Source organism: Specibacter sp. RAF43 (assembly GCF_052114065.1).
GTDB lineage: Bacteria > Actinomycetota > Actinomycetes > Actinomycetales > Micrococcaceae > Specibacter.
Genome location: NZ_JBFREA010000040.1, coordinates 1 through 20255, shown reverse-complemented (window position 1 = coordinate 20255; position 20255 = coordinate 1). Strand labels below are relative to the sequence as shown.

Genomic DNA, 20255 nt, shown 5'->3' with positions numbered 1-20255 from the left:
CGCGGGTCTTTGCTGCTTGTAAGGGCCGCCACCAGCGTGGCCCCCAGTGCGGCGTTGAGCTGGCGCACGACCTCGCGGATGCCCAGGCGTGCGGTGCCCGCGAACCCGGCGTTCTGGATGGTTGAGATGCTCATGACATTCCTTGATTACGGGTGGCTGCTGTTTCAACTCTATCCCGACAGGACCAGTTTTACCACCAAAAAGCCACAGAAATGCCAACGAGGCGATACTGGTCACTTCGCCTTGGCGGGGGCAGCAACAATGAAAGCAGCGAGCAGTGAGTGGCCAGAAGGACTGAATCGAATAGGCCAGCCCTCAGTACTGTGGAATCCGGCTGTTCTTCAATGGTCGCCCATTCGTCCTTCAATGAAAATCAGAGAACGGCAATTGGTGGGAGCCTGCTTCTCACACGGTCCAAGATAAGCCTCTCGCGCGGAACAACCGCTGACGGCAGATCGTCAAGACTAAACCACTCAAGCACTGACGCCTTGTCGGGCTCCACTATCCGGGACTCGCCTAGCGGATAGCCCCAACTATGTCGAAGGCCCTGCAAGGAAGGAGGCTGGTTCGCGATCGGCATTGAGTGTCTGTGGTGTTGAGTGTTTGAATGGGCGCATGGCTGATCGCAGTGTTCTGGTCTCCGGGGGCGGCATTGCTGGCGCGACCGCCGCGTATTGGTTGGCAAGGGCCGGTTGGTCTGTCACGGTCGTGGAACGGGCAGCTGGCATACGATCTAGTGGCAATCCCGTCGATGTGCGGGGAGCCGCGGTCACCATTGCACAGGACATGAGCATTTGGTCACGGCTTCAGGAGGCTGCCACAGGTATAGAACGCCTAGCCTTCGTCAACGCCGACGGGCGGCCCCTGGCATCGATTCGCACACACCGTCGTGGCAACCGCAACGAGGAAGTGGAGGTCTCCCGCGGCGAACTCGTCGGTTTGTTGCTCGGCAAGGCCCAGGAGAGCAGCCTCATCATCCGGGACGACTCGATCACGGCCTTGCACCAAGGTGGCGGCGGGATCGACGTCGAGTTTCGGCGGACTCGTTCCCGGCGCTTCGATATGGTCGTTGGAGCCGACGGGATACATTCCTCTGTCCGGGCCCTTGTGTTCGGTCGTGAAGAACGTTTTTCCCGCCCTTTTGGCATGTTCGTGGGCACTGTGCGCTCGTCGATACCGATCGAGGATCCGCGCACCGTGCTGATGTACAACGAACCGGGCACCTCGTTGACCATCCATCCGGCTGGCGGGAAGCCCGGGTTCGCTTTCATCTTCCGTGGGCCGGACGATTTCGATTACCGCGACCCGGACCAAGGCAGGCGACTCGTCGAGTCCACCTACGCCGACGGTGGTTGGCTCACCAAGCGCGCACTTCAGGAATGGGGCGCGTCCGAGGATAGGTACTTCGATGCCGTCACTCGCATCGCAGTACCACAATGGAGTGCCGGACGTGTGGTCCTGCTTGGTGACGCTGCCGGTTGCATCTCCCTGTTCGGTGAAGGCTCCAGCAGCGCAATCGTCGGAGCCAAGACCCTCGCCGATGCGATTGCCGTGCACCCGGGCGACCACGCCACCGCGTTCGGGGCCTATGAACACACGCACCGCAAATATGCCCGACCGATGCAACGAGGTGCTGGCATCGCATCACGCCTCCTCGTGCCCAAGACCCGATCAGGAATCACGATACGCAATGCAGTCTTGAACGCGCTCCCTTTTCGGAACAGGCTGTGAATCGCCCCTCTCGAGCAACTTATCCCCTCAGCTGACCGGTGACAGCCGGGTCACCTGGGCCGAGCAAGGGTCGCGAGCCTCCCTGCAGCTGTGCACCCGATTTGGCTCGTGGCCCGTACCCATCTGCCCGTCACCCTTTGAAATGTCTTTGGGCTACGATCGTGCTACCGGTGATGGATCCCACCAGAACCTCGGGGGGATTCGAACTGCCAAGATGGCTGAGGGTTTCCTGCCCCGTACCGCCGGCGCTGGAGGCTACCCTGAGGAATCATGGAACCCATTCGCTGCCGCATGCACTGAGCCTGGCGCGATCGAGCGGCGTGCGCCTACGCCCGCGCCCACAGGTGGGATTCGCCAGAAGGGGTGTGAGCATACCGACAGCTTCGGAAACGTAGCTGCCCTGTTATCCGATGATTGGCCGTTCCTCGGGCAGACGGTAGAACCTTGGGTGAGCTGACAGGGCCAGTGCGGATGCCACGGTGATCGTCCCGATTCTTCCGATGAACATCAGCGCGATCAGCACTCCTTGGGCGCTTGCCGGAAGACTGAAGGTGATACCGGTACTCACGCCTATGGTGGCGAACGCGGAGATGGTTTCGAACAGGACGCGTTCCAGTCCATGGTCGGTGAACATGAGCATCAGGATGGTTCCAACGATGACTGCTCCAACACCAAGGAGGGCTACGGACAGGGCCTGCCGCTGCACGGAAGAACTGATGGAGCGGTGGGCAATCGTGACCTGTTCGCGGCCTCGAATTTCATTCCAGATCGCGAAGCCTAGGACTAGGAAAGTGGTGATCTTGATGCCGCCTGCAGTGCGCGGGAAGACACCGCCCGCCAGCGACGCCAGGAACTTCCCACGGAGGGACAAATGGCCGAGGGTTTCCGCTCTGGCCCAGTCGAACGCCGCAAACGCGGCGGTTCCTACGGCCAGCAGCAGCAGGGTGCCGTAGACCGTGAGCCGGGTGTGGACAGTCCAGGTCTTGTGTCTGAGGCCGTCCTTGAACAAGGCGATGAGCACGGGGAATCCCAGACCGCCGGCGATTACGGCACCGCAGACGGGGATGATGATCCACGGGTCTTCTGCGAAGCCGATCAGGCTGTCACTATAGAGAGCGAACCCCGCATTGTTGAAGGCGGAGACGGCGTGGAAGATGCCGTGCCAGAGCGCTGTGGCGAGGTTGTCGTCGTAGGCGATCCAAAACCGGAGGGTGAGGGCGACGGCGGTGGCGGCTTCAAAGGCTGCCATGATTCTGGCCACCCGAGCACGGAGCGCACGTTGCCGAAGTTCAGGGTCTGAGTCTCGGATTGGGCGACCAGCTGGCCGCGGAGCCCAAGGTTTTTTCTGACCATTAGGGCAAGCAGGGTGGCCAGGGTCATGATGCCGAATCCGCCGACCTGAATGAGCAGGAGAATGACACCCTGGCCGAACGGGGTCCAGAAGGTAGGCGTGTCAACTGTGATCAGGCCAGTGACGCAGACGGCGGAGACGGAGGTGAAAAGTGCTGGCATGATCAGGTCCGCGTCACTTGCCGTGCGTGAGATCGGGAGCATCAGGAATCCGGCGCCCAAGAGGATCACGGCGAGGAATGCGAACGGTACTGACCGTACCGGGTGCAGCAGCAGGCGCTTGATGGCGCCCTCTTTCTGTGGCTTTCCGGCTGGACCTCTCGGATGCTTCCGCGGATCCACACTGAAGCGCCCAAGGATGGACCGCACTCCGTTGTCGGCCATCAGGCGGCACATTCCGAGACGGCTCCTGGTGCGCGCACCAGGGTTTCCTCTCGTCCTGGAATACGGTGTTATCGACCGTGGGTCATGAGGGAGCGTAGCACCCCGTCATGGGCCTGTTGGGCGGTCTTAACGAAATCCATATGCGCAGAACTTGTTTGCCACTGGCCTCGAGGGCATCCCGAATCGGGTTTAGGGCATGAACCGGTAGCCGATGCCGGATTCGGTCAGGAGGTGGCGGGGGTTTCCGGGTTCGGGTTCGAGTTTTCGTCGGAGCTGGGCCATGTAGACGCGGAGGTAGTTGGCTTCCTTCCCATAGGCGGGCCCCCATACTTCGGAAAGGAGTTGTTGCTGGGTGATGAGTTTTTCCGGATTGCGCACCAGAAGTTCAAGAAGGCTCCATTCGGTGGGTGTCAGGCTCACATACAGGCCGTGGCGGCGGACACGGTGCATGGCCAAGTCCACGGTGAAGGCGTCGGTGGTGATGATGGGTGTCTCGTCAGGTTCGATGCGGCGGCGCAGCAGTGCGCGGAGGCGGGCGAGCAGTTCGTCGAGTCCGAACGGTTTGGTGATGTAGTCGTCGGCGCCGGCGTCCAGGGCTTGAACCTTGTCATTGGAACCGTGCCGGGCGGAAAGGACAAGGATTGGCACGCCACTCCACTTCCGCAGGCGCGTGATGACCGTGGTTCCGTCGACGTCCGGCAGGCCGAGGTCGAGGATGACGATGTTGACCGGGTGTTGGGCGGCTGAAACAAGTGCGGATTCACCGTCAGGGGCGGTGGAGACGGTATAGCCGTGTGCCCGAAGAGTGATCCCCAGTGCGCTCCGGATATGGGCGTCGTCGTCCACCACAAGGACGTTGCTCATGGTGTCTGCTTCCGGGAGGGGAAAGGTGAGGTGTGCTGCCGTCGCAGGAGCGCAGACTGAGCGCTTACTGGCGCCTGCGCACCGTCGTAGGTGAATGCCGCACCGGTGGAGAGCGGCAGGCGGATCACCATCGTGAGTCCGCCGCCGGGTGTCTGTTCAGCGGTGAGTGTGCCGCCCATCGCTTCGATGAAGCCTTTGGCCACGGCCAGGCCGAGTCCGACCCCTGCGGCTGCAGGAACGTCATCGAGCCGTTGGAACGGCTGGAACATTTGCACGACACTGTCTGCAGGGATTCCCTGGCCGTGGTCAATGATGCGCAATTCACCTGAGGGATGCCCGGCCACTCGTGTGCTGCCCATACCTCCGGCGGCACCGACAAGGACGATGTCAGAATCCGGGGCGTATTTGACGGCGTTTTCCACGATGTTTGCAATGACGCGTTCGAGCATTCCCGCGTCGGCATCCACAGCGGGCATGTTGGGCGGCAGGTCCACCCGGACCCTGCCGGACGGGATTCCGTGCAGGGCATCCGGGATGACTTCGTACCAACGGACGGGACGGATCAGGGGGTTCACCGAGTCGGAGGTGATCCGGGACATGTCCAGGAGGTTACCCACGAGGGCATCGAGCCGGTCCGAACACTCATCGATGGTGGCGAGTAGCTCCTGTTCCTCCTCTGCGGTGTAGTGGATGTTGGGCTGCCTGAGGCCGCCGACTGCCAGTTTGATACCAGCCAATGGTGTGCGCAGGTCGTGGGAGACGGCACGGAGGATTGAGGTGCGCATGGTGTTGCCTTCGGCCAGGCGGAGGACTTCGCGCTGGCTCACCGCGAGCTGGCGGCGTTCGAGCTGGGCCGCGAGCTGTACGCCGAACGCGTCGAGCAGGCGCCGGTCGCCAGCCGGAAGGACCCTGCCTGAGAGGACCAGACGGGTCCCCGGATTCACGTCTTCGATATTCTCACCTTCGTCCGGGCCGGTGACGGCGAAATCCCCTGCATGGGCGACGAGCCGCCAGCTACTCTCATCGCCGGCGTCGGCTGAGTTGCTTCCGGAGGTGCTGCCCGCCCGGGTGAAGAGAGCTGAGCCGCGTACCTGGAACACGTCCAGCGCCTGCACGAGCAAACCCTTGACCGTGTCCTCGGCACTAACGGCCCCGCGCGTCAGATCACCCATCGTTGCGGCCTCCGCCCGAGCGCGGGCGGCTTCCTTCGAGCGGCGGGCCGAAACATCCACTACGGCTGCAACAGCCGCGGAGACGCCGACGAAGACCAGAAGTGCAAAGATGTTCTGCGGGTCGCTGATAGTCAGGTTACCTACCGGCGGAGTCGAGTAGTAGTTCACCAGGAGGCTGCTCCAGATCGCTCCGAGCAGTGCCGGCCACAGCCCGCCGATGAGTGCGACGGCAATCGATCCGGTGAGCTGAACCAGCACGGCCGTCGCAACATTCTGCTCCGGGTTCAGGGCCAGAAGCAGCTGTAGCACCACCGGAAGGATGACGGCCAGGGCGAAACCGACGGACACCCGTATGCGTCCGAGATCCCGTTCACGGCGGTGATCCAGGCCGCGCCCACCGAGCGAGTGGGAGACCATGTGCACGTCGATGTCTCCGGAGCCCCTGACTACCCGGTTGCCGATCCCGCCTCCGCCGAACAGTCGGCTGAGGTTGCTGTGACTGGAGACACCGACGACGATCTGGGTGGCGTTGACACTGCGGGCGAAGTCCAGCAGGGCCGTTGCCGGGTCTTCACCGGCCACGGTGTGGTAGCTGCCGCCAAGGTCCCGGATCAGCTGCCGCTGGGCCTCGAGTGCCTGCGGGGACTCTGCGGCGACACCGTCCGCGGCCCGCACATGGACAGCGAGCAGGTCCCCGCCGCTTACACGCTTGAGGATTCTGGCGGCCCGTCGGATCAGAGCCTCGCCTTCGGGACCACCGGTGAGGCCGATGACAATCCGTTCGCGCGCCGGCCAGCTGGCTTCGATCCCCTGCTCGGCACGGTATTTAGCTAGGCCCTCATCCACCCTGTCGGCAAGCCAAAGCAGGGCAAGCTCCCGCAGTGCCGTCAGGTTACCGAGGCGGAAGTAGTTCGACAGGGCGGCGTCGATCTTCTCGGCGGCATAGATTTTTCCGTCACCGAGGCGTTGGCGGAGCAGCTCCGGGGAAATATCCACCAAGTGGATCTGATCAGCCCGCCGGACAATGTCATCGGGCACGGTCTCGACCTGCCGGACATCGGTGATGGCACTGACGACGTCGCCGAGGGATTCCAGGTGCTGGATGTTGACGGTGGACAGGACATTGATGCCGGCGTGGAGGAGTTCCTCTACATCCTGCCAGCGCTTCGGATGACGGCTACCGGGGATGTTGGAGTGCGCGTATTCGTCCACGATCGCGGTGCCGGGCGCCCGTGCCAGAACGGCGTCCAGGTCCATCTCCTCGAACTCGGTGCCCCGATACGGGAGTCTCCGGGGCGGGATGACGTCGAGCCCGTCCAGCACTGCGCGGGTGTCGGCCCGGCCGTGGTCCAGCGCGAAAGCAACCACCACGTCCTCGCCGCGTCCGGCCAGCCGGTGGCCCTCCTCGAGCATGGCGTAGGTCTTGCCGACCCCTGGTGCGGCCCCCAGGAAGATACGCAGCGTTGCCCGTGCCATGAGGTCATTCTTTCACTTGGACTGCACCGCTGCGGCCAGTGCCAGGTTCAGAGCCGTGACGTTCACGGACGGCTCTCCGAGGAACGCCTCCAGACCTGAACTGGTGTGCCGGTCGACCATGGCCTGGACCGATTCGAGGCTGAGGCCGCTGGCTGCAGCGACCCTAGCCACCTGGATCTTCGCATAGGCCGGGGAGATGTCCGGGTCCAGCCCGGACCCGCTGGCCGTCACGGCATCCGCGGGGACTTCGGCCCCGCTTATGCCTTCGGCTTCGGCAATGGCTGACCGGTTGGCAGTCACTGCCTCGAGCAGCTTGGGATCGTTGGGGCCAAGGTTGCTGGACGAGGAGGACGCCGGATCCCACTTCACGGCCGAGGGCCGGGCATGGAACCATTTCGGGTCCTGGATGCCGGTGTCACCGGCGGAGACCTGTGCCAGCAGAGCCGAAGCGGCGGGCTTGCCGCCGGTGTCTTTGATGATGGATCCGTTGACCTGATAGGGGGCGATGGCCTGCCCGATGCCGAAGATCGCCAATGGATAGATCAGTCCGAGAATCACAGTGGCAAGAATGAGGAACCGCATGGCCGTTCCGGCCTGGCGGAGGTAACCGGTGAGATTTTTCATGGGGAAGTTCCTAGCCAATGCCGGGGATAAGGGAAATGAGCATGTCGATGATCTTGATGCCGATGAACGGGGCGACGAGCCCGCCGAGCCCGTAGATCAGCAGGTTCCGGCCCAGCGCCTGGTTGGCGGACACGGCCCGGTACTTCACACCGCGCAGGGCCAGCGGCACCAGGGCAATGATGATCAGGGCGTTGAAGATCACCGCTGACAGGATGGCCGAGGACGGTGTGGCCAGGCCCATGATGTTCAGCAGCCCCAGCCCAGGGAAGGCGGCGGTAAACAGTGCAGGGACGATGGCGAAGTACTTCGCGACGTCGTTCGCGACCGAGAACGTGGTGAGCGCGCCGCGGGTGATCAGCAGCTGTTTGCCGATGCCGACGATGTTGATGAGCTTGGTCGGATCCGAGTCGAGGTCCACCATGTTGGCGGCGTCTTTCGCTGCCGGGGTGCCGGAGTTCATCGCGACCCCGACGTCGGCCGCGGCCAGGGCGGGGGCATCATTGGTGCCGTCCCCAGTCATGGCCACCAGCCTCCCTTCGGACTGTTCCTTCTTGATGACGGCGAGTTTGTCCTCGGGGGTGGCTTCAGCGAGGAAGTCATCGACGCCTGCTTCGGCGGCGATCGCCTTGGCGGTGATGGGGTTATCGCCGGTGATCATCACCGTCCGGATACCCATCTTCCGCAGTTCGGCGAAGCGGGCGTGCATGCCCGGTTTGACGACGTCGGCCAGATGGACTGTTCCGAGGACTTCGGCGTGGCCGGCCGCGCTGATCCGGGCGACCAGCAAGGGTGTGCCACCCTGGGCGGAGATTTCCTGTACCCGGTTCTCGACTTCGGCTGGGGTGCGGCCGCCGGCTTCTGCAACGAACGCTGCGACGGCAGATGCGGCGCCTTTGCGGATCAGTTGTCCCGCGTAGTCGAGTCCGCTCATTCTCGTGCCTGCGCTGAACTCGACCACTTCGAAACTGTCGGTACCGTTCCCGAGGTCGGCCAGGCTTGGGCCTGTGGCGCCTTTTTCGGTGGAGAGGTCCACGATGGAGCGCCCCTCGGGGGTTTCATCGGCAAGGCTGGAGAGCCGGGCGGCGTCGATGAGTTCGGTCCGCGCCACGTTATTTGCGGGGAAGAAATTGACGGCACGGCGGTTGCCGTACGTGATGGTGCCCGTCTTATCCAGCAGCAGGGTAGTGATATCCCCTGCGGTTTCCACGGCACGTCCCGAGGTGGCCAGCACATTGTGCTGGACGAGGCGGTCCATGCCGGCGATGCCGATTGCCGGTACAAGGGCGCCGATGGTTGTGGGGATCAGGCAGACCAGCAGGGCCACCAGTTCGATCGGTGACGGGGTGGCTCCGGCGAGGGAGGCGAAAGGCGCCAGGGACATGGTGACGGCAAGGAACACGATGGTCAGGGACACCAGAAGCACATGCAGTGCGATTTCGTTGGGGGTTTTCTGCCGCACGGCGCCTTCGACGAGCTTGATCATCCGGTCGATGAAGGTCTCGCCCGGTGCTGCCGTGATGCGGATGACGATCCGGTCGGAGAGGACCTTCGTGCCGCCCGTGACGGAGGACCTGTCGCCTCCGGATTCGCGGATGACAGGTGCTGATTCGCCGGTGATGGTGGACTCGTCGACGCTGGCCAGCCCTTCGATGATTTCGCCGTCGGAGGGGATGACGTCCCCAACTTCGCAGATGACGACGTCGTTGAGCCGCAGCTCGGTTCCGGGGACGTCCCGGGTGGTGCCGTCGGGTTGCCGGAGCCGGGCCTGGACGCCTGTGCGGCTGGCGCGGAGGCTGTCGGCCTGGGCTTTGCCGCGGCCCTCGGCGATGGATTCGGACAGGGTGCCGAAAAGGACAGTGAGCCATAGCCAAACCGTGACCGCGATGCCGAACACGGAGGGCCGGTACGGGGAAATCGCTGTGCATAGGGCGGCCCCGACCAGCACGGTGAACATGACCGGGGAGTGGATCATCTGGCGCGGGGCGAGTTTCCGGACAGCCAGGGGCAGGGCGGCCGCAACGGAAGCGAGCGTCAGATTCGCGGGTGCCTTGGTGTGGTGTTTGTGCTCGCCGGGGGTGCCGAGGGGGTTGCCGTCAGCGTAAGTCTGGGCGGCGGAGTCCGTCCGAGACGGGATCATTTGAGGAGTCCTTCTGCTAGGGGGCCCAGGGCAAGGGCCGGAAAGTAGCTCAGGGCGGTCAGGATCACTGTCACGCCAAGCAACAGCGAACCGAAGATTGCGCCGTGGGTGGGGACGGTGCCGGCGGAGGCGGGAATCTTGCCCTGCCGGGCGAGGGACCCGGCCAGCGCGAGGACCAGGGCAATGGGGAGGAAACGGCCCAACAGCATGGCCATGCCCATCATGACCGAGAAGTAGGGTCCGGAGGTGGTGATGCCGCCGAACGCGGAGCCGTTGTTGTTGGCCCCGGAGGTGAAGGCGTAGAGCACTTCGCTGAACTCGTGGGGGCCAGTTGACGGGGCGTTGGTCATGATGTCCGGCAGCATAACGGTGATGCCGGCCATGGCCAGGACCAAGGCCGGAGTGACCAGGATGTACATAGCAGCGAGCTTCATTTCCTTGGGGCCGATCTTCTTGCCCAGATACTCCGGGGTGCGCCCCACCATGAGCCCGGCGATGAAGACGGAAATGATGGACAGGATCAGCAGCCCGTACAGCCCGGAGCCCGTTCCGCCGGGGGCCACTTCGCCGAGCATCATGTTTACCATGGCAACGCCCCCGGCCAGCGGCGGCAGGGAATCGTGGGCGACGTTTACGGCGCCGGTGGAGGTCAGCGTGGTGGAGGCGGCGAAGATCGCACTCGGCACGGGCCCGAAGCGCTGTTCAAAGCCTTCGCCCAGCCCGCCGGCAGCCGCCGTCGCTGTTCCCTGCCAGGAAGCCACGGCCCAGCCCATCAGGGAAACGGAGGCCAGCCAGAGCGAGCCCATGACGGCGACCACCGTGTAGCCCTGCTTCTGGTCCCCGACCATCCTGCCGAAAGCGTAGGGCAGGGCCGAGGGGATCAGCAGGAGCAGGAACACCTCGAAGAGGCTGATGAACACGTTCGGGTTCTCGAACGGGTGGGCCGAGTTCGAATTGAAGTAACCGCCGCCGTTGGTTCCGAGCTCCTTAATGGCCTCCTGGGACGCGACCGGCCCGCCGGGAATGGTCTGGCTAATCCCGGCCGCCTGGTTGACGACGTCGGTGGGCCAAAAGTTCTGCACCACACCACCGAGGACCATCACCAGGGCCGCGACGAACGCGAGCGGAAGCATGACCCGGAACGACGTCCGGGCCAGGTCCACCCAGAAGTTGCCCAGCCGCTGCGTCCTGGTGCGGGCGATGCCGCGGATCAGGGCGACGACGACAACAATGCCGACGGCGGCCGAAAGGAAGTTCTGCACCGCCAACAGGGTCATCTGCACGAAGATCCCAACCGTGGTCTCGGGAACGTAGGTTTGCCAGTTCGTGTTGGTCACAAAGGATATGGCGGTATTCATGGCCACCCACGGGTCGACGCCGGGCAGGGAACCGCTGCCCGGCAGGACACCCTGCAGGCGTTGGAACAGGAACACAACCACGATGGAGACGGCGGAGAACACCAGTACGCTGCGCAGATACACCGCCCAAGTCTGCTCGGTGCCAGCGTCGACACCGGCGAGCCGATAGAACAGCCGCTCCGGGCGGGTCGACGTCGTGCCCTCAAAAACGCGGGCCAGGTAGACGCCCAGCGGCTTGTGCAGGGCGGCGAGAACCAGGACGAGCGCGGCGACCTCGACGATAAACGACGCGGTATTGAACGTCACGTCCTGCTCACCACTTTTCCGGATGAATGAGCACGGCCAGCAGATAGCCCAGTAGGGCTAGGCCCGCGATCAATAGCACGGCCCACATGGTGGCATCCATGTTCACTGGTCCGTCACCGGCCCATCATTGGCACCGCCAACCATCCCGGCCAGGAGATGACCAACCCACATCACGAAACCCATGGACACCACAAAAATGCCCACAACAGCCAGATCGGCCACGACACGTTCCTTTCATCCGCCCGCAACATTGTCTGCGGGATGGGCCCAGTCAACACCCGGTGAGTCGTGAAGGAGTCGTGAAGAAGGCGTCCCTAACAAATTCTTAACGCGGCAGGGCCGGATCTTGCCGATTTCTTCGCGCCGGCGATAAATCCGGTGTCGGGTGGATGCAAGCCGGTCCGCATGGCCTTTCGCCGGTCCCGCATTCGCCCCGGTGTTTGGTAAGGACCCGACTTTAAGGATTCGCAAAGATCGGTGACGATCCGGGGAAAACGCGCGTGGTCGGTGCCATCTTCGGCTGTGGTCGCGGCGCGGTGTGTCGCGCGGAAAGGAATCCATGACGACGTTGAGCAGGCCCCCGGAATCCATCGGCACTACACCCGAAGGGCATGGCGGCCCTGAAGATCTGGCTGCTGTTCGGACTCCAGGACAGCAACGTGATACACCAGGGACCCGGCGCCGTGAGCGACTCCCACCTGAAGAAGCATCCGTGGTGGCAGCTGGTGTGCCTGACCGGCGTGGACTACTTCTCCACACTGGGCTACCAGCCGGCCATCGCGGCCCTGGCCGCCGGTGCGAGTCCCCCACCGGCCACCATCGTCCTGGTGGCCGTCACCCTCCTGGGCGCCCTGCCCGTCTACCGCCGGGTGCGGGCGAGAGCCACCGCGGCGAGGGCTCCATCGCCATGCTGGAACGCCTCATGCCCCGCTGGGGCCAGAAGATGCTCGTCCTGCTCGGGTTCGCCGACACCGATTTCATGATCACCATGACCCTCTCTGCCGCGGACGCCACCGCACACGTCATCCAAAACCCTGTTGTCCCCGGCTGGCTGCAGGGACAAAACGTTGCCGTGACCCTCTTTTTGCTGGCGCTGCTCGCCGCCGTGTTCCTGCGCGTATTTAAGGAAGCCATCGCCGTCGCCGTCACCCTGGTAGCCCTCTACCTGGGACTAAACGTCGTGGTGGTAGTCGCGACACTCTTCGAGGTGTTTACCCACCCCGTTGCCGTCGGCGACTAGTCGTACTGACCGGTGACGTTGGTTAAGCGGCTGATGGGTGGCTGGTTCCCGATGGCGGTGTGGGGCCCGTGGTGATTGTACTCATGGATCCAGGCGGGCAGGTCCTTTCGGCGGGCGGTTTCGCTGCCGTAGAACTTGGCGTAGGCCCATCCGTCGTTCAGGACCCGATGGAACCGCTCGATCTTGCCGTTGGTCTGGGGCCGGTAGGGCCGGGTCCGCTTGGGTGTGATGCCCAGTTCGGTGCAGGCATCGCGCCAGGCGTGTGAGCGGTAGGCAGAGCCGTTATCGCTGAGGACCCGCTCCACCCTGACCTGCCTGGCCGCGAACCAGGCCACGGCGCGCCGGAGCACGGCGATGGCCGTCACCGACTTCTCGTCCTCGTGGATCTCCGCGTAGGCGATGCGTGAATGGTCATCGACCACGGCGTGCACAAACGCGGTACCCATTGTGGGCTTGTGGTGGGCATTGCGTGGCTTCCCCGGTGTCGCGGCACGATTCCTGCCGCCTGCTTGCCGGCCGAGGAAGCGGTGTCCTCCGCCGTCGGGGATGGTGCCGAACTTGGTGACGCCCCCGTGGATCATCGCCCCGGGATGGGGGTGTTCGTAGCGGCGGATCGGCTCGCCGGTGGCCCTATCGAGGTAGCGCAGCCGGTTGAGGCGGCACCGCACCAGCACCGCGTGCACCGTCGAGGGCGCCAGGCCCAGCCGGAAGGCGATCTGGACCGGGCCCAGGCGTTTGCGCCAGCGCAGGGACACGATCTTTTTGACCAGGGCCGCCGGGGTGCGGTTCGGGCTCATCCCGGGCCTGCTGGGCCTATCGAACATGCCGCGCCTGCCGCAGACGCGATAGCGCTCCGCCCACCGTTTGGCCGTTGGCCAGGAGACCAAGAACATCTTCGCGGCGGTGGCGACACTCCATCCTTCCTCGATGATGAACCGGGCGAGTTTCAAACGTGCTTTTGGGGTCAATGCTGCATTAGCGTGGGACACGAAGGCCTCCTGTTTGTGAAGCGGTTACTTAGACAGCTCCACTCCACATCAGGAGGCCTTCGTCATCCCCTCAATTCAGATCGTGTCCTCGCACGAATTCAACCAACCTGCCCGGGCAGTACATCTAGCGCCGCTGCTGCATCCTTGAAGCCTTCCACTCACGTTGATTCACGCATTTCAACTCTGAACAGTCGAAGGGCTGCGCCTCATAGACCGTTTTTCGTCGAGGAATCGTTGAACGGCCAATCAAGACACCCGGCGATTTCATCAATTTGATGGTCGCCTATTGGAGATCAACGCGTTGACCGCACCGCATTTTGTCGATCCGCCACCGTTTGGATTCCGAGCAGCCTGGCCATGCGGCAGGTGACCGCCCCGAGTCTTAGAGCATCTACTCGGCGGGCGTGCGTGCGGGTTGTCACAGCGTGCTGCCAGACTTGAAGCATGAATGATTGGGGGAGCTGGTTTCAAGGCACCGGCGGCTTGCTCGAACCGATGAACCGCTACGTTGGCGTCGGCATGGCACTGCTCGGCGCTTGCGTTGCCGCACCAGCCGGCTGCAAGCACCTGCTCCGCATTAGTCGGGGGTGGGCCGCCGCCGGGCGGAGATGGTTCACTGAGGTGCTGCCTTTCCTGCGGCGCGAAGTCCCCGTGGTGTCCGGTGCCGGGCAAGTTGGAGTCGTGGTCGAACTGACCGGCCGCGCTTTTGGCCACAATCGCTCATGGACACCGGAGGCGGATGCTGATATCCGCATCGCCGAACTGCATGATTATGTCGTAAGCGTTGAGAAGTACGTCGATTACAAGGTCGAAGAGTACGAGGGCCGCTTTTTGGATATTTCGAATTCATTGAGCCGAATAGAGCAACGGATTGAGAAAACTTCCCACACCATGTCGACGACGTTCGAGGTGAACGAAAAACGTGCGGCCCAAGTGGATGCCATTGGGCTGCCCGTCATTAGGACTCAGCGGCATACCGGCTGAGTTGGCCGCGGTCCCACTTCCTGGTTGGGCCGCACTCATCGGCGGAATAGCAATTTCTGTCGTCGCGCTCAGATCCAGCATCACCGGCGGCGGGTGGAAAACTAGGTCATACGTGAATGCCTCAACGCGAAACCTGGCACCGAATCCAGCAACCGCCGGCGGATGAAACTATCCGACATCGTCCGTCCTATCGAAATCCATTGATAAGGGTACAAGTGGGACCGTTCCGGGATCCCGTTGACAGTTTCCATCGCGAGGAGGGCGCCCCTTGCGGTAGACACCTGAGTGAGGCTCCCCCACTCACGTCGCAAAGGCTCCAGAAAGCTATGAACAGGTGTAAGGAAAATTCACCCCAAGCAACCAAGGAGGGAACGGCCACTGAACCACAGCTAAACCAGCCCTGGACAACCAACCGGCTGCATAAAAAGAGCCACCATGGGAACAGATTCCATGGTCTTGTACACACCTCGCAGAGCAAATAGCCTCTGACCTGCGGTAATACGGTGCCCGAGGTGGGACTCGAACCAGCCGACACGCCCCGCAAACGCAGGGAAGCCCAGAACAGCTACCGAATCCTAGCCATTCCGAACGAGAACGATGCAGTCCAACGCCTTAGGGTGTGTACGTTGTACACACCCTCCTTTTTCGCCCTCCGACCCTTGGTGCCCAGCGGAGGGCTGGGTCAGAATGACACGCTCCGCGCAGTCTCGATCGAGCGGTCAATTCCAGTGCAATTGAAGGCATCCAACCGATTGCCGAGGCTGCCCATACCCGACGATGGCACCACCCCCCCCCCCCCGCTCTAACAACCGGTGCCCTGTGCGAGGCAATTCTAATCCAACCGATGATTCTACTTTCATAGTCAGGGGCCGATCTTGCGTTGTCACGATTCTGTTTCCCTCTGTCATTACTGCCCGATGTAAGACAAATCGGAGCTGAAGTTTCTCACGAACGATGGTTACAGGACGCCGGGCGGGCCTATCGATGGATGTTCGACTTTTTCAGATTATGGCCGCAATTTCATCTGATGTTCTATTGCGGTTGGTTTGAACTTTCCGGAATCTTTCAGCATTGGCCCACGTCAGAGTCCTAACGCGATGTGGGATTTCCTCAGGTGAGCTATCCCGGACTGGTTCCCGCGGAAGCGTGGAAACACTTCTGGTCTGAACCCTTGCAATCGATTTGCATCTGATGAAAGATACGTTCATCTGATGCAAGCGGTGGAGGGGTGGTTTTTGATGGTCGGAAACGGCTTCGAGCGCGGGGCGGTGGGACTGCATCTGATCGGCAATCTGCCGCTGCTGCGGCCGGAGGAACAGATCTTCACCGCCATGCTGGATGGCTGGCGCAACCAGCAGCTGGCGCGGAACCTGGCATTCTCCACGATCGAGGGCCGCGAGAAGGCCCTACGGGCTTTCACCCGCCACGCCGATGCCTTTCAATGGACCTGGACACCGCAGATGGTTGATGAGTGGATGGGTGATCTGCGTTCGGTCCGGAACCTACGCCGCTCAACGTTACGGAACTACCAGGGGACCATCCGCTCTTTCTTTGCCTTCGTTACCGACCCCGGCTATGGATGGGCCGCCATCTGCCAGGAACGCTTCGGCACCCACCCGGTCCAGGTGATCCACGAGTGGAACGCCGCCGTGCATGTCCAGGAGGCCGAGGCAGGCCCGGCCAAGCGAGCCTTCACCCGCGATGAATTACAGGCGTTCTTCGACCATGCCGATGAACAGGTCGGCCGGGTGCTCGGTCAAGGACGCAAGGGCTGGCTGCCGGCATTCCGTGACGCGATGCTCTTCAAGACCGCCTACGCCTTCGGACTGCGCCGCAACGAAGCGCGGATGCTTGATGTTGTGGACTTCGGACGCAACCCCCGGGGCCCTGAGTTCGGGGAATACGGCGTCCTCTACGTCCGCCACGGCAAGGCAAGCAAGGGTTCCCCGCCCAAACGCCGTAGCGTGCTGACGGTCTTCGACTGGTCAGCGGAGATCCTGCAGCAATGGAATGAAGAAGTCCGTCCGATGTTCACAACGGCCAAGACCGGGGCGCTATGGCCCTCGGAACGCTCCGCACGCGTGGGCTTCACCCAGATGAACACCGGCTTCGGCACCTATCGGGACAGCCTTGGCCTGGATCAGGGGCTGGACTTCCATTCCTTCCGACGGTTCTACGTCACGCACCTGATCGAGGATGGCTGGGACGCCCGGTTCGTCCAGGAACAGGTCGGCCACGAACACGCATCCACCACCTCGATCTACACCTGCGTCTCTTCCGACTTCCGCACCAGGACACTGCGCCGCGCCCTGGACACCACCGTTGCTGCCGCCCTGCAGCCTGAAAGGAAACCACAATGAAACGCCACGTCAGTTACCAGTGGAGACTGCGGGAGGTCATGGCCACCCGCGGGATCTTCACCGCCACCGATCTGTCCCCATTGCTGCTCCAGCGCGGCATCGAGCTTTCCTCGGTGCAGGTCTGGCGGCTGGTCACCCAGATCCCCGAGCGGCTCTCCCTGCCGGTCCTCGCCGCGCTCTGCGACATCCTGGAAGTGACCCCCGCCGAGCTGATCGCCACCCGGGCAGAGGCCGTGGCCCCGCGCCGCACGGCCACCGCTGGCGCCGAAGTCGTGGACTTTGCCGCCACCATCCGGCCCAAGCGCGCCAGGATCACCCCCGAACCGTGAGCCCACCCTATGGCAGTCGCGAGAAGTATGAGCGGTGGCACGTACGCACCTGTGTCCGCTGCGGCCGGAAGGCCGCCAAGGCGGCGAACTGGTCGGACGGACCAATCTGCCGGAACTGCCTGGACAAGGCCACCCGCACCTACGGTCGCTGCCCTGGCTGTGAGGCCGAGCGCATGTTGCCGGGCCGGGACAGTGCGGGGGCACCCGTCCGCCGGGACTGCGCGGGAATCACCCGAGATTTCTTCTGCGACCGCTGCCGCTTTGAGGGACGATTGCTCGGTGGGAGACTGTGCGAACGATGCACCCTCACCGACCGGCTGAGCTCACTGCTCGATGACGGCACCGGCCGCATCCACCCACCCCTGATCCCGCTGTTCGATCAGCTGAGGACCATGCAACGGCCAACTCTGGGGCTGAGCTGGGTCCAAAGTCCCCAGCCCAAGGCCATGCTGAGTGATCTTGCCTCCGGCCGGCTCGAGTTGACCCACGAAGCGTTCCAGCAACTGCCCAACTGGAGAAGCGCCGCCTACTTGCGCGACCTGCTCATGCAAAGCGGCGTCCTGCCCCTCAAGGACAGGCAGCTGCTGCTCTTCGAACGGTGGCTGGACACCCATCTGGCCGCCGTGTCGGATTTCGAGCAGGCCCGGCTGCTGCGCCGTTTCGCCACCTGGCACCAACTCCGCAAACTCCGGGCCAAGGCAGCCAAAGCCCCGCTTCGCAGTTCACCGACCCAAGTGGCCCGCGAACAACAGATCCAGGCTTTGGCGTTCCTGGCCTGGCTCGGCCGCCGCGGCACGCCCCTCAACCGTACCCGGCAAGCCGATCTGGACGCCTGGCAAAGCGAGAACTACTTGACGCGCCGCTCATCCCACGCATTCCTGACGTGGTGCATGAAGAGCGGCACAATGCCCGTCCTGGCCATCCATTCCCGCCAGCCAGCCACCCGGACACCCATGGGGCAACACCACAGAATCAACGCCATCCAGCGCCTCCTCACCGAGGAGAACATCCCACTGCCAGCCAGAATCGCCGGGCTGCTGGTCCTGCTCTATGCCCAGCCAGCAACGTGCATCGTGAGGCTCACGACCAGTGACATCACCACCATTCGTCTGGGAGATCCGCCGACGCCGGTACCCGAACCGCTGGCCCGGATCCTGCAGGATTATCTGGCAAACCGCCCCAATATGGACTCGGCAACCAATCCCGGATCTTGCTGGCTGTTCCCGGGGCAACGCGCCGGAGAGCCCCTTCACCCGGTCACCCTCCGTGGCTTCCTGCGCAAACTGGGCATCCCGCCCCAACGCGGCCGAACCTCCGCAATACGACACCTTGCGCTCCAGATCCCGGCACCTGTCCTCGCCCAAGCACTGGGCTACCACCACACCAGCACCACCAGGATCGCCGCCGAAGCCGGATCACCCTGGACCGGCTATGCAGCAGGGACCCACGACCAACCAGCCACGGCCGGGATCCAGACACCACACGAAAAAAGACCACCCTAAAAGGGCCCGCTATAAGTCAGCGACCCCGAAGTCAGCGCCTTTTCGCCAGTCGCAAATCCAGCCCGCTTCGAACTTGTGGCCATTCCGAGGCGACGATTGAGAAGATGACGGTGTCGCGGAGTGAACCGTCGGCCATGCGACTTGTTGCGCGCAGAACCCCGTCCTGCTTGGCCCCAAGTCGGGCAATCGCTTCACGCGACTGCATGTTCATCCAATGCGTACTAAATTCCACAGCTACGCAATTCAGTGTTTCGAATGCATGCCCAAGCAGAAGCCTCTTGCTATCCGGATTGGTTCCGGTTCCTTGAACGCTGGCCGCGTTCCAGGTATAGCCGATTTCCAAGCGTGGCAGTTCGGCGTTGATGTCGCAGTAGGTTGTCATGCCAATGATTTTGCCGGGGTCGCCCGTTACTGGGTCATTCAGACGCGTTGTAAATGGAACCATTGAGCCATCTTCTTGCATGCCCAGCCGGCGTTGAATCTCCGCACTCATTTCCTCGGGGCGCGGCACTGCGGTGTACCAAAGATTCCAAAGTTCTCCATCGGATGCCGCTTCGACGAGTCCATCGTGATGATCCTCGTTGAGGGGTTCGAGAGTGACGTATTTTCCTCGGAGCGTAACGGGTGTGATCCTAGTCATGGGAAAAGTTTACCTACCTTGAGCCCTGCTTCTATCCAATGCGTTCCGCCCGGCGAGCTGCCTTTAATCACACGTCAACGCTGCGTTAGGCCAATAACCTTGGCCACTGTCCTAGCAATAGATGGCGAGTTCAATCGGGTGCCGGCGGCAAACAAACTGACCGTGACGACGAAGCCGGGGGCGGCAACCAGCGAACGCGGGATGACGCCCCCGACGGTGAAGAATGAACCGCCGAGCAGGTAGAAGGCCTGTCAGAAGATTGTTCCGCCGTCGGGACTCAGACGCCGCACGAATACAGACCACTTGAATAACGGTCGCTACCAGTAAGCCATCCCTATGGGGCGGGGTTCCGCCAAGATGTTATTGATGTGGCCCGCAAGGGCGAGGGGCCGATGGCGCAGATTGTGACGGATGTTGGGTCTTTCGGTCACGACGTTGAAGCGCTGGATCACCATCGCCGAATATAAAGATTCCGGAGCCGGCTCGGCTGCGGCAGAGTCTGCTGAAATGCGCGAACTGAAGAAGCGCAACCGCTTGTTGGAGGAGGCAGTAGACGGATACCCCGACAATGGCTGCGGCGGAGCGGGAGCGGGTGCGAAACCCGCGACTACCGGCACTTCGCTCCATAGAGCGCCAGGACTGCTTTGAGGTCGCTGTCGGCGGCCAAAACTTCCTGCTCTGCGACCACAGATACCAGCTCGTTGGAGAGACCAAGGTCGCGCCGCGTAAGCCAGTACGCCCAACACTTTCCGGTTCCGTACTTTGAGAGGAACTGGACGCCGTTGGCATAGTTGCCGTCGTCCAGGACC

14 protein-coding genes and 3 pseudogenes are annotated in these 20255 nt (G+C 62.9%); 7 read left to right on the top strand and 10 right to left on the bottom strand.

The annotated features are described in order from the left end of the window. The first annotated feature begins 615 nt into the window (after positions 1–615). Entirely contained in the window at positions 616–1731 is a 1116-nt protein-coding gene (locus AB4Y80_RS16040) for an FAD-dependent oxidoreductase (protein ID WP_442215339.1), read from the top strand. 403 nt (positions 1732–2134) lie between these two features. On the opposite strand, the gene AB4Y80_RS16035 is transcribed toward AB4Y80_RS16040, so the two are convergent. The 7 genes from AB4Y80_RS16035 to AB4Y80_RS16005 form a co-directional block, all read right to left on the bottom strand. After that, entirely contained in the window at positions 2135–2980 is an 846-nt protein-coding gene (locus AB4Y80_RS16035) for a potassium transporter TrkG (RefSeq protein ID WP_442215338.1), read from the bottom strand. A gap of 674 nt (positions 2981–3654) precedes the next feature. Continuing rightward, a complete protein-coding gene (locus AB4Y80_RS16030; RefSeq protein WP_442215337.1) occupies positions 3655–4329 on the bottom strand; it encodes a response regulator in 675 nt (224 codons plus the stop codon). Further along, a complete protein-coding gene (locus AB4Y80_RS16025) occupies positions 4326–6977 on the bottom strand; it encodes an ATP-binding protein (RefSeq protein ID WP_442215336.1) in 2652 nt (883 codons plus the stop codon). Before AB4Y80_RS16025 ends, AB4Y80_RS16030 begins: the two co-directional genes overlap by 4 nt. A 12-nt stretch (positions 6978–6989) precedes the next feature. Then, positions 6990–7601, bottom strand: a complete 612-nt coding sequence (gene kdpC / locus AB4Y80_RS16020; RefSeq protein ID WP_442215335.1) for a K(+)-transporting ATPase subunit C — start codon at positions 7599–7601, stop codon at positions 6990–6992. A gap of 10 nt (positions 7602–7611) precedes the next feature. After that, positions 7612–9738, bottom strand: coding sequence for a potassium-transporting ATPase subunit KdpB (kdpB, locus tag AB4Y80_RS16015; RefSeq protein WP_442215334.1), 2127 nt, complete (start codon positions 9736–9738; stop codon positions 7612–7614). Beyond that, positions 9735–11402, bottom strand: a complete 1668-nt coding sequence (gene kdpA, locus AB4Y80_RS16010; protein ID WP_442215333.1) for a potassium-transporting ATPase subunit KdpA — start codon at positions 11400–11402, stop codon at positions 9735–9737. The genes kdpB and kdpA overlap by 4 nt, the downstream gene beginning before the upstream one ends. 7 nt (positions 11403–11409) lie before the next feature. Further along, a complete protein-coding gene (locus tag AB4Y80_RS16005; protein ID WP_442215340.1) occupies positions 11410–11490 on the bottom strand; it encodes a potassium-transporting ATPase subunit F in 81 nt (26 codons plus the stop codon). Between the two features lie 471 nt (positions 11491–11961). On the opposite strand from AB4Y80_RS16005, the pseudogene AB4Y80_RS16000 reads away from it, so the two are divergent. Beyond that, positions 11962–12639: pseudogene (locus tag AB4Y80_RS16000) on the top strand (amino acid transporter); the annotation flags it as partial. On the opposite strand, the gene AB4Y80_RS15995 reads toward AB4Y80_RS16000, so the two are convergent. Beyond that, positions 12639–13631 (bottom strand): IS481 family transposase, encoded by a 993-nt coding sequence (locus AB4Y80_RS15995; RefSeq protein ID WP_442215332.1) that lies wholly within the window; start codon positions 13629–13631, stop codon positions 12639–12641. The pseudogene AB4Y80_RS16000 and the gene AB4Y80_RS15995 sit on opposite strands and share 1 nt — an antisense overlap. Positions 13632–14075: 444 nt before the next feature. On the opposite strand from AB4Y80_RS15995, the gene AB4Y80_RS15990 reads away from it, so the two are divergent. The 4 genes from AB4Y80_RS15990 (at position 14076) to AB4Y80_RS15975 (ending at position 18806) form a co-directional block, all read left to right on the top strand. Next, positions 14076–14615 (top strand): hypothetical protein, encoded by a 540-nt coding sequence (locus tag AB4Y80_RS15990; protein WP_442215331.1) that lies wholly within the window; start codon positions 14076–14078, stop codon positions 14613–14615. Positions 14616–15826: 1211 nt separating this feature from the next. Next, positions 15827–16975 carry a tyrosine-type recombinase/integrase gene (locus AB4Y80_RS15985; protein WP_442215330.1) on the top strand — a complete coding sequence of 383 codons (1149 nt, stop codon included), beginning with the start codon at positions 15827–15829 and terminating at the stop codon, positions 16973–16975. Then, positions 16972–17304: a helix-turn-helix domain-containing protein gene (locus AB4Y80_RS15980; protein ID WP_442215329.1), complete on the top strand. Its 333-nt coding sequence runs from the start codon at positions 16972–16974 to the stop codon at positions 17302–17304. The genes AB4Y80_RS15985 and AB4Y80_RS15980 overlap by 4 nt, the downstream gene beginning before the upstream one ends. Then, a complete protein-coding gene (locus AB4Y80_RS15975) occupies positions 17301–18806 on the top strand; it encodes a hypothetical protein (protein ID WP_442215328.1) in 1506 nt (501 codons plus the stop codon). Before AB4Y80_RS15980 ends, AB4Y80_RS15975 begins: the two co-directional genes overlap by 4 nt. Before the next feature lie 31 nt (positions 18807–18837). On the opposite strand, the gene AB4Y80_RS15970 is transcribed toward AB4Y80_RS15975, so the two are convergent. Continuing rightward, positions 18838–19446, bottom strand: coding sequence for a GNAT family N-acetyltransferase (locus AB4Y80_RS15970; protein WP_442215327.1), 609 nt, complete (start codon positions 19444–19446; stop codon positions 18838–18840). 362 nt (positions 19447–19808) lie between these two features. Between AB4Y80_RS15970 and AB4Y80_RS15965 the strand changes: the two are divergent. Further along, positions 19809–19992: pseudogene (locus AB4Y80_RS15965) on the top strand (IS3 family transposase); the annotation flags it as partial. A gap of 61 nt (positions 19993–20053) precedes the next feature. Here the strand turns inward: AB4Y80_RS15965 and AB4Y80_RS15960 are convergent. Next, positions 20054–20255 (bottom strand): annotated as a pseudogene (locus AB4Y80_RS15960) (hypothetical protein); the annotation flags it as partial.

What these genes read in the sequence shown, in the direction of transcription:
- AB4Y80_RS16030 (WP_442215337.1), bottom strand. Translation starts at nt 4,329, where the DNA reads ATGAGCAACGTCCTTGTGGTGGACGACGACGCCCATATCCGGAGCGCA.
- AB4Y80_RS16005 (WP_442215340.1), bottom strand. Translation starts at nt 11,490, where the DNA reads ATGTGGGCCGTGCTATTGATCGCGGGCCTAGCCCTACTGGGCTATCTG.
- AB4Y80_RS16025 (WP_442215336.1), bottom strand. Translation starts at nt 6,977, where the DNA reads ATGGCACGGGCAACGCTGCGTATCTTCCTGGGGGCCGCACCAGGGGTC.
- AB4Y80_RS16040 (WP_442215339.1), top strand. Translation starts at nt 616, where the DNA reads ATGGCTGATCGCAGTGTTCTGGTCTCCGGGGGCGGCATTGCTGGCGCG.
- AB4Y80_RS15985 (WP_442215330.1), top strand. Translation starts at nt 15,827, where the DNA reads ATGCAAGCGGTGGAGGGGTGGTTTTTGATGGTCGGAAACGGCTTCGAG.
- kdpB (WP_442215334.1), bottom strand. Translation starts at nt 9,738, where the DNA reads ATGATCCCGTCTCGGACGGACTCCGCCGCCCAGACTTACGCTGACGGC.
- AB4Y80_RS16035 (WP_442215338.1), bottom strand. Translation starts at nt 2,980, where the DNA reads ATGGCAGCCTTTGAAGCCGCCACCGCCGTCGCCCTCACCCTCCGGTTT.
- kdpC (WP_442215335.1), bottom strand. Translation starts at nt 7,601, where the DNA reads ATGAAAAATCTCACCGGTTACCTCCGCCAGGCCGGAACGGCCATGCGG.
- AB4Y80_RS15990 (WP_442215331.1), top strand. Translation starts at nt 14,076, where the DNA reads ATGAATGATTGGGGGAGCTGGTTTCAAGGCACCGGCGGCTTGCTCGAA.
- AB4Y80_RS15980 (WP_442215329.1), top strand. Translation starts at nt 16,972, where the DNA reads ATGAAACGCCACGTCAGTTACCAGTGGAGACTGCGGGAGGTCATGGCC.
- AB4Y80_RS15970 (WP_442215327.1), bottom strand. Translation starts at nt 19,446, where the DNA reads ATGACTAGGATCACACCCGTTACGCTCCGAGGAAAATACGTCACTCTC.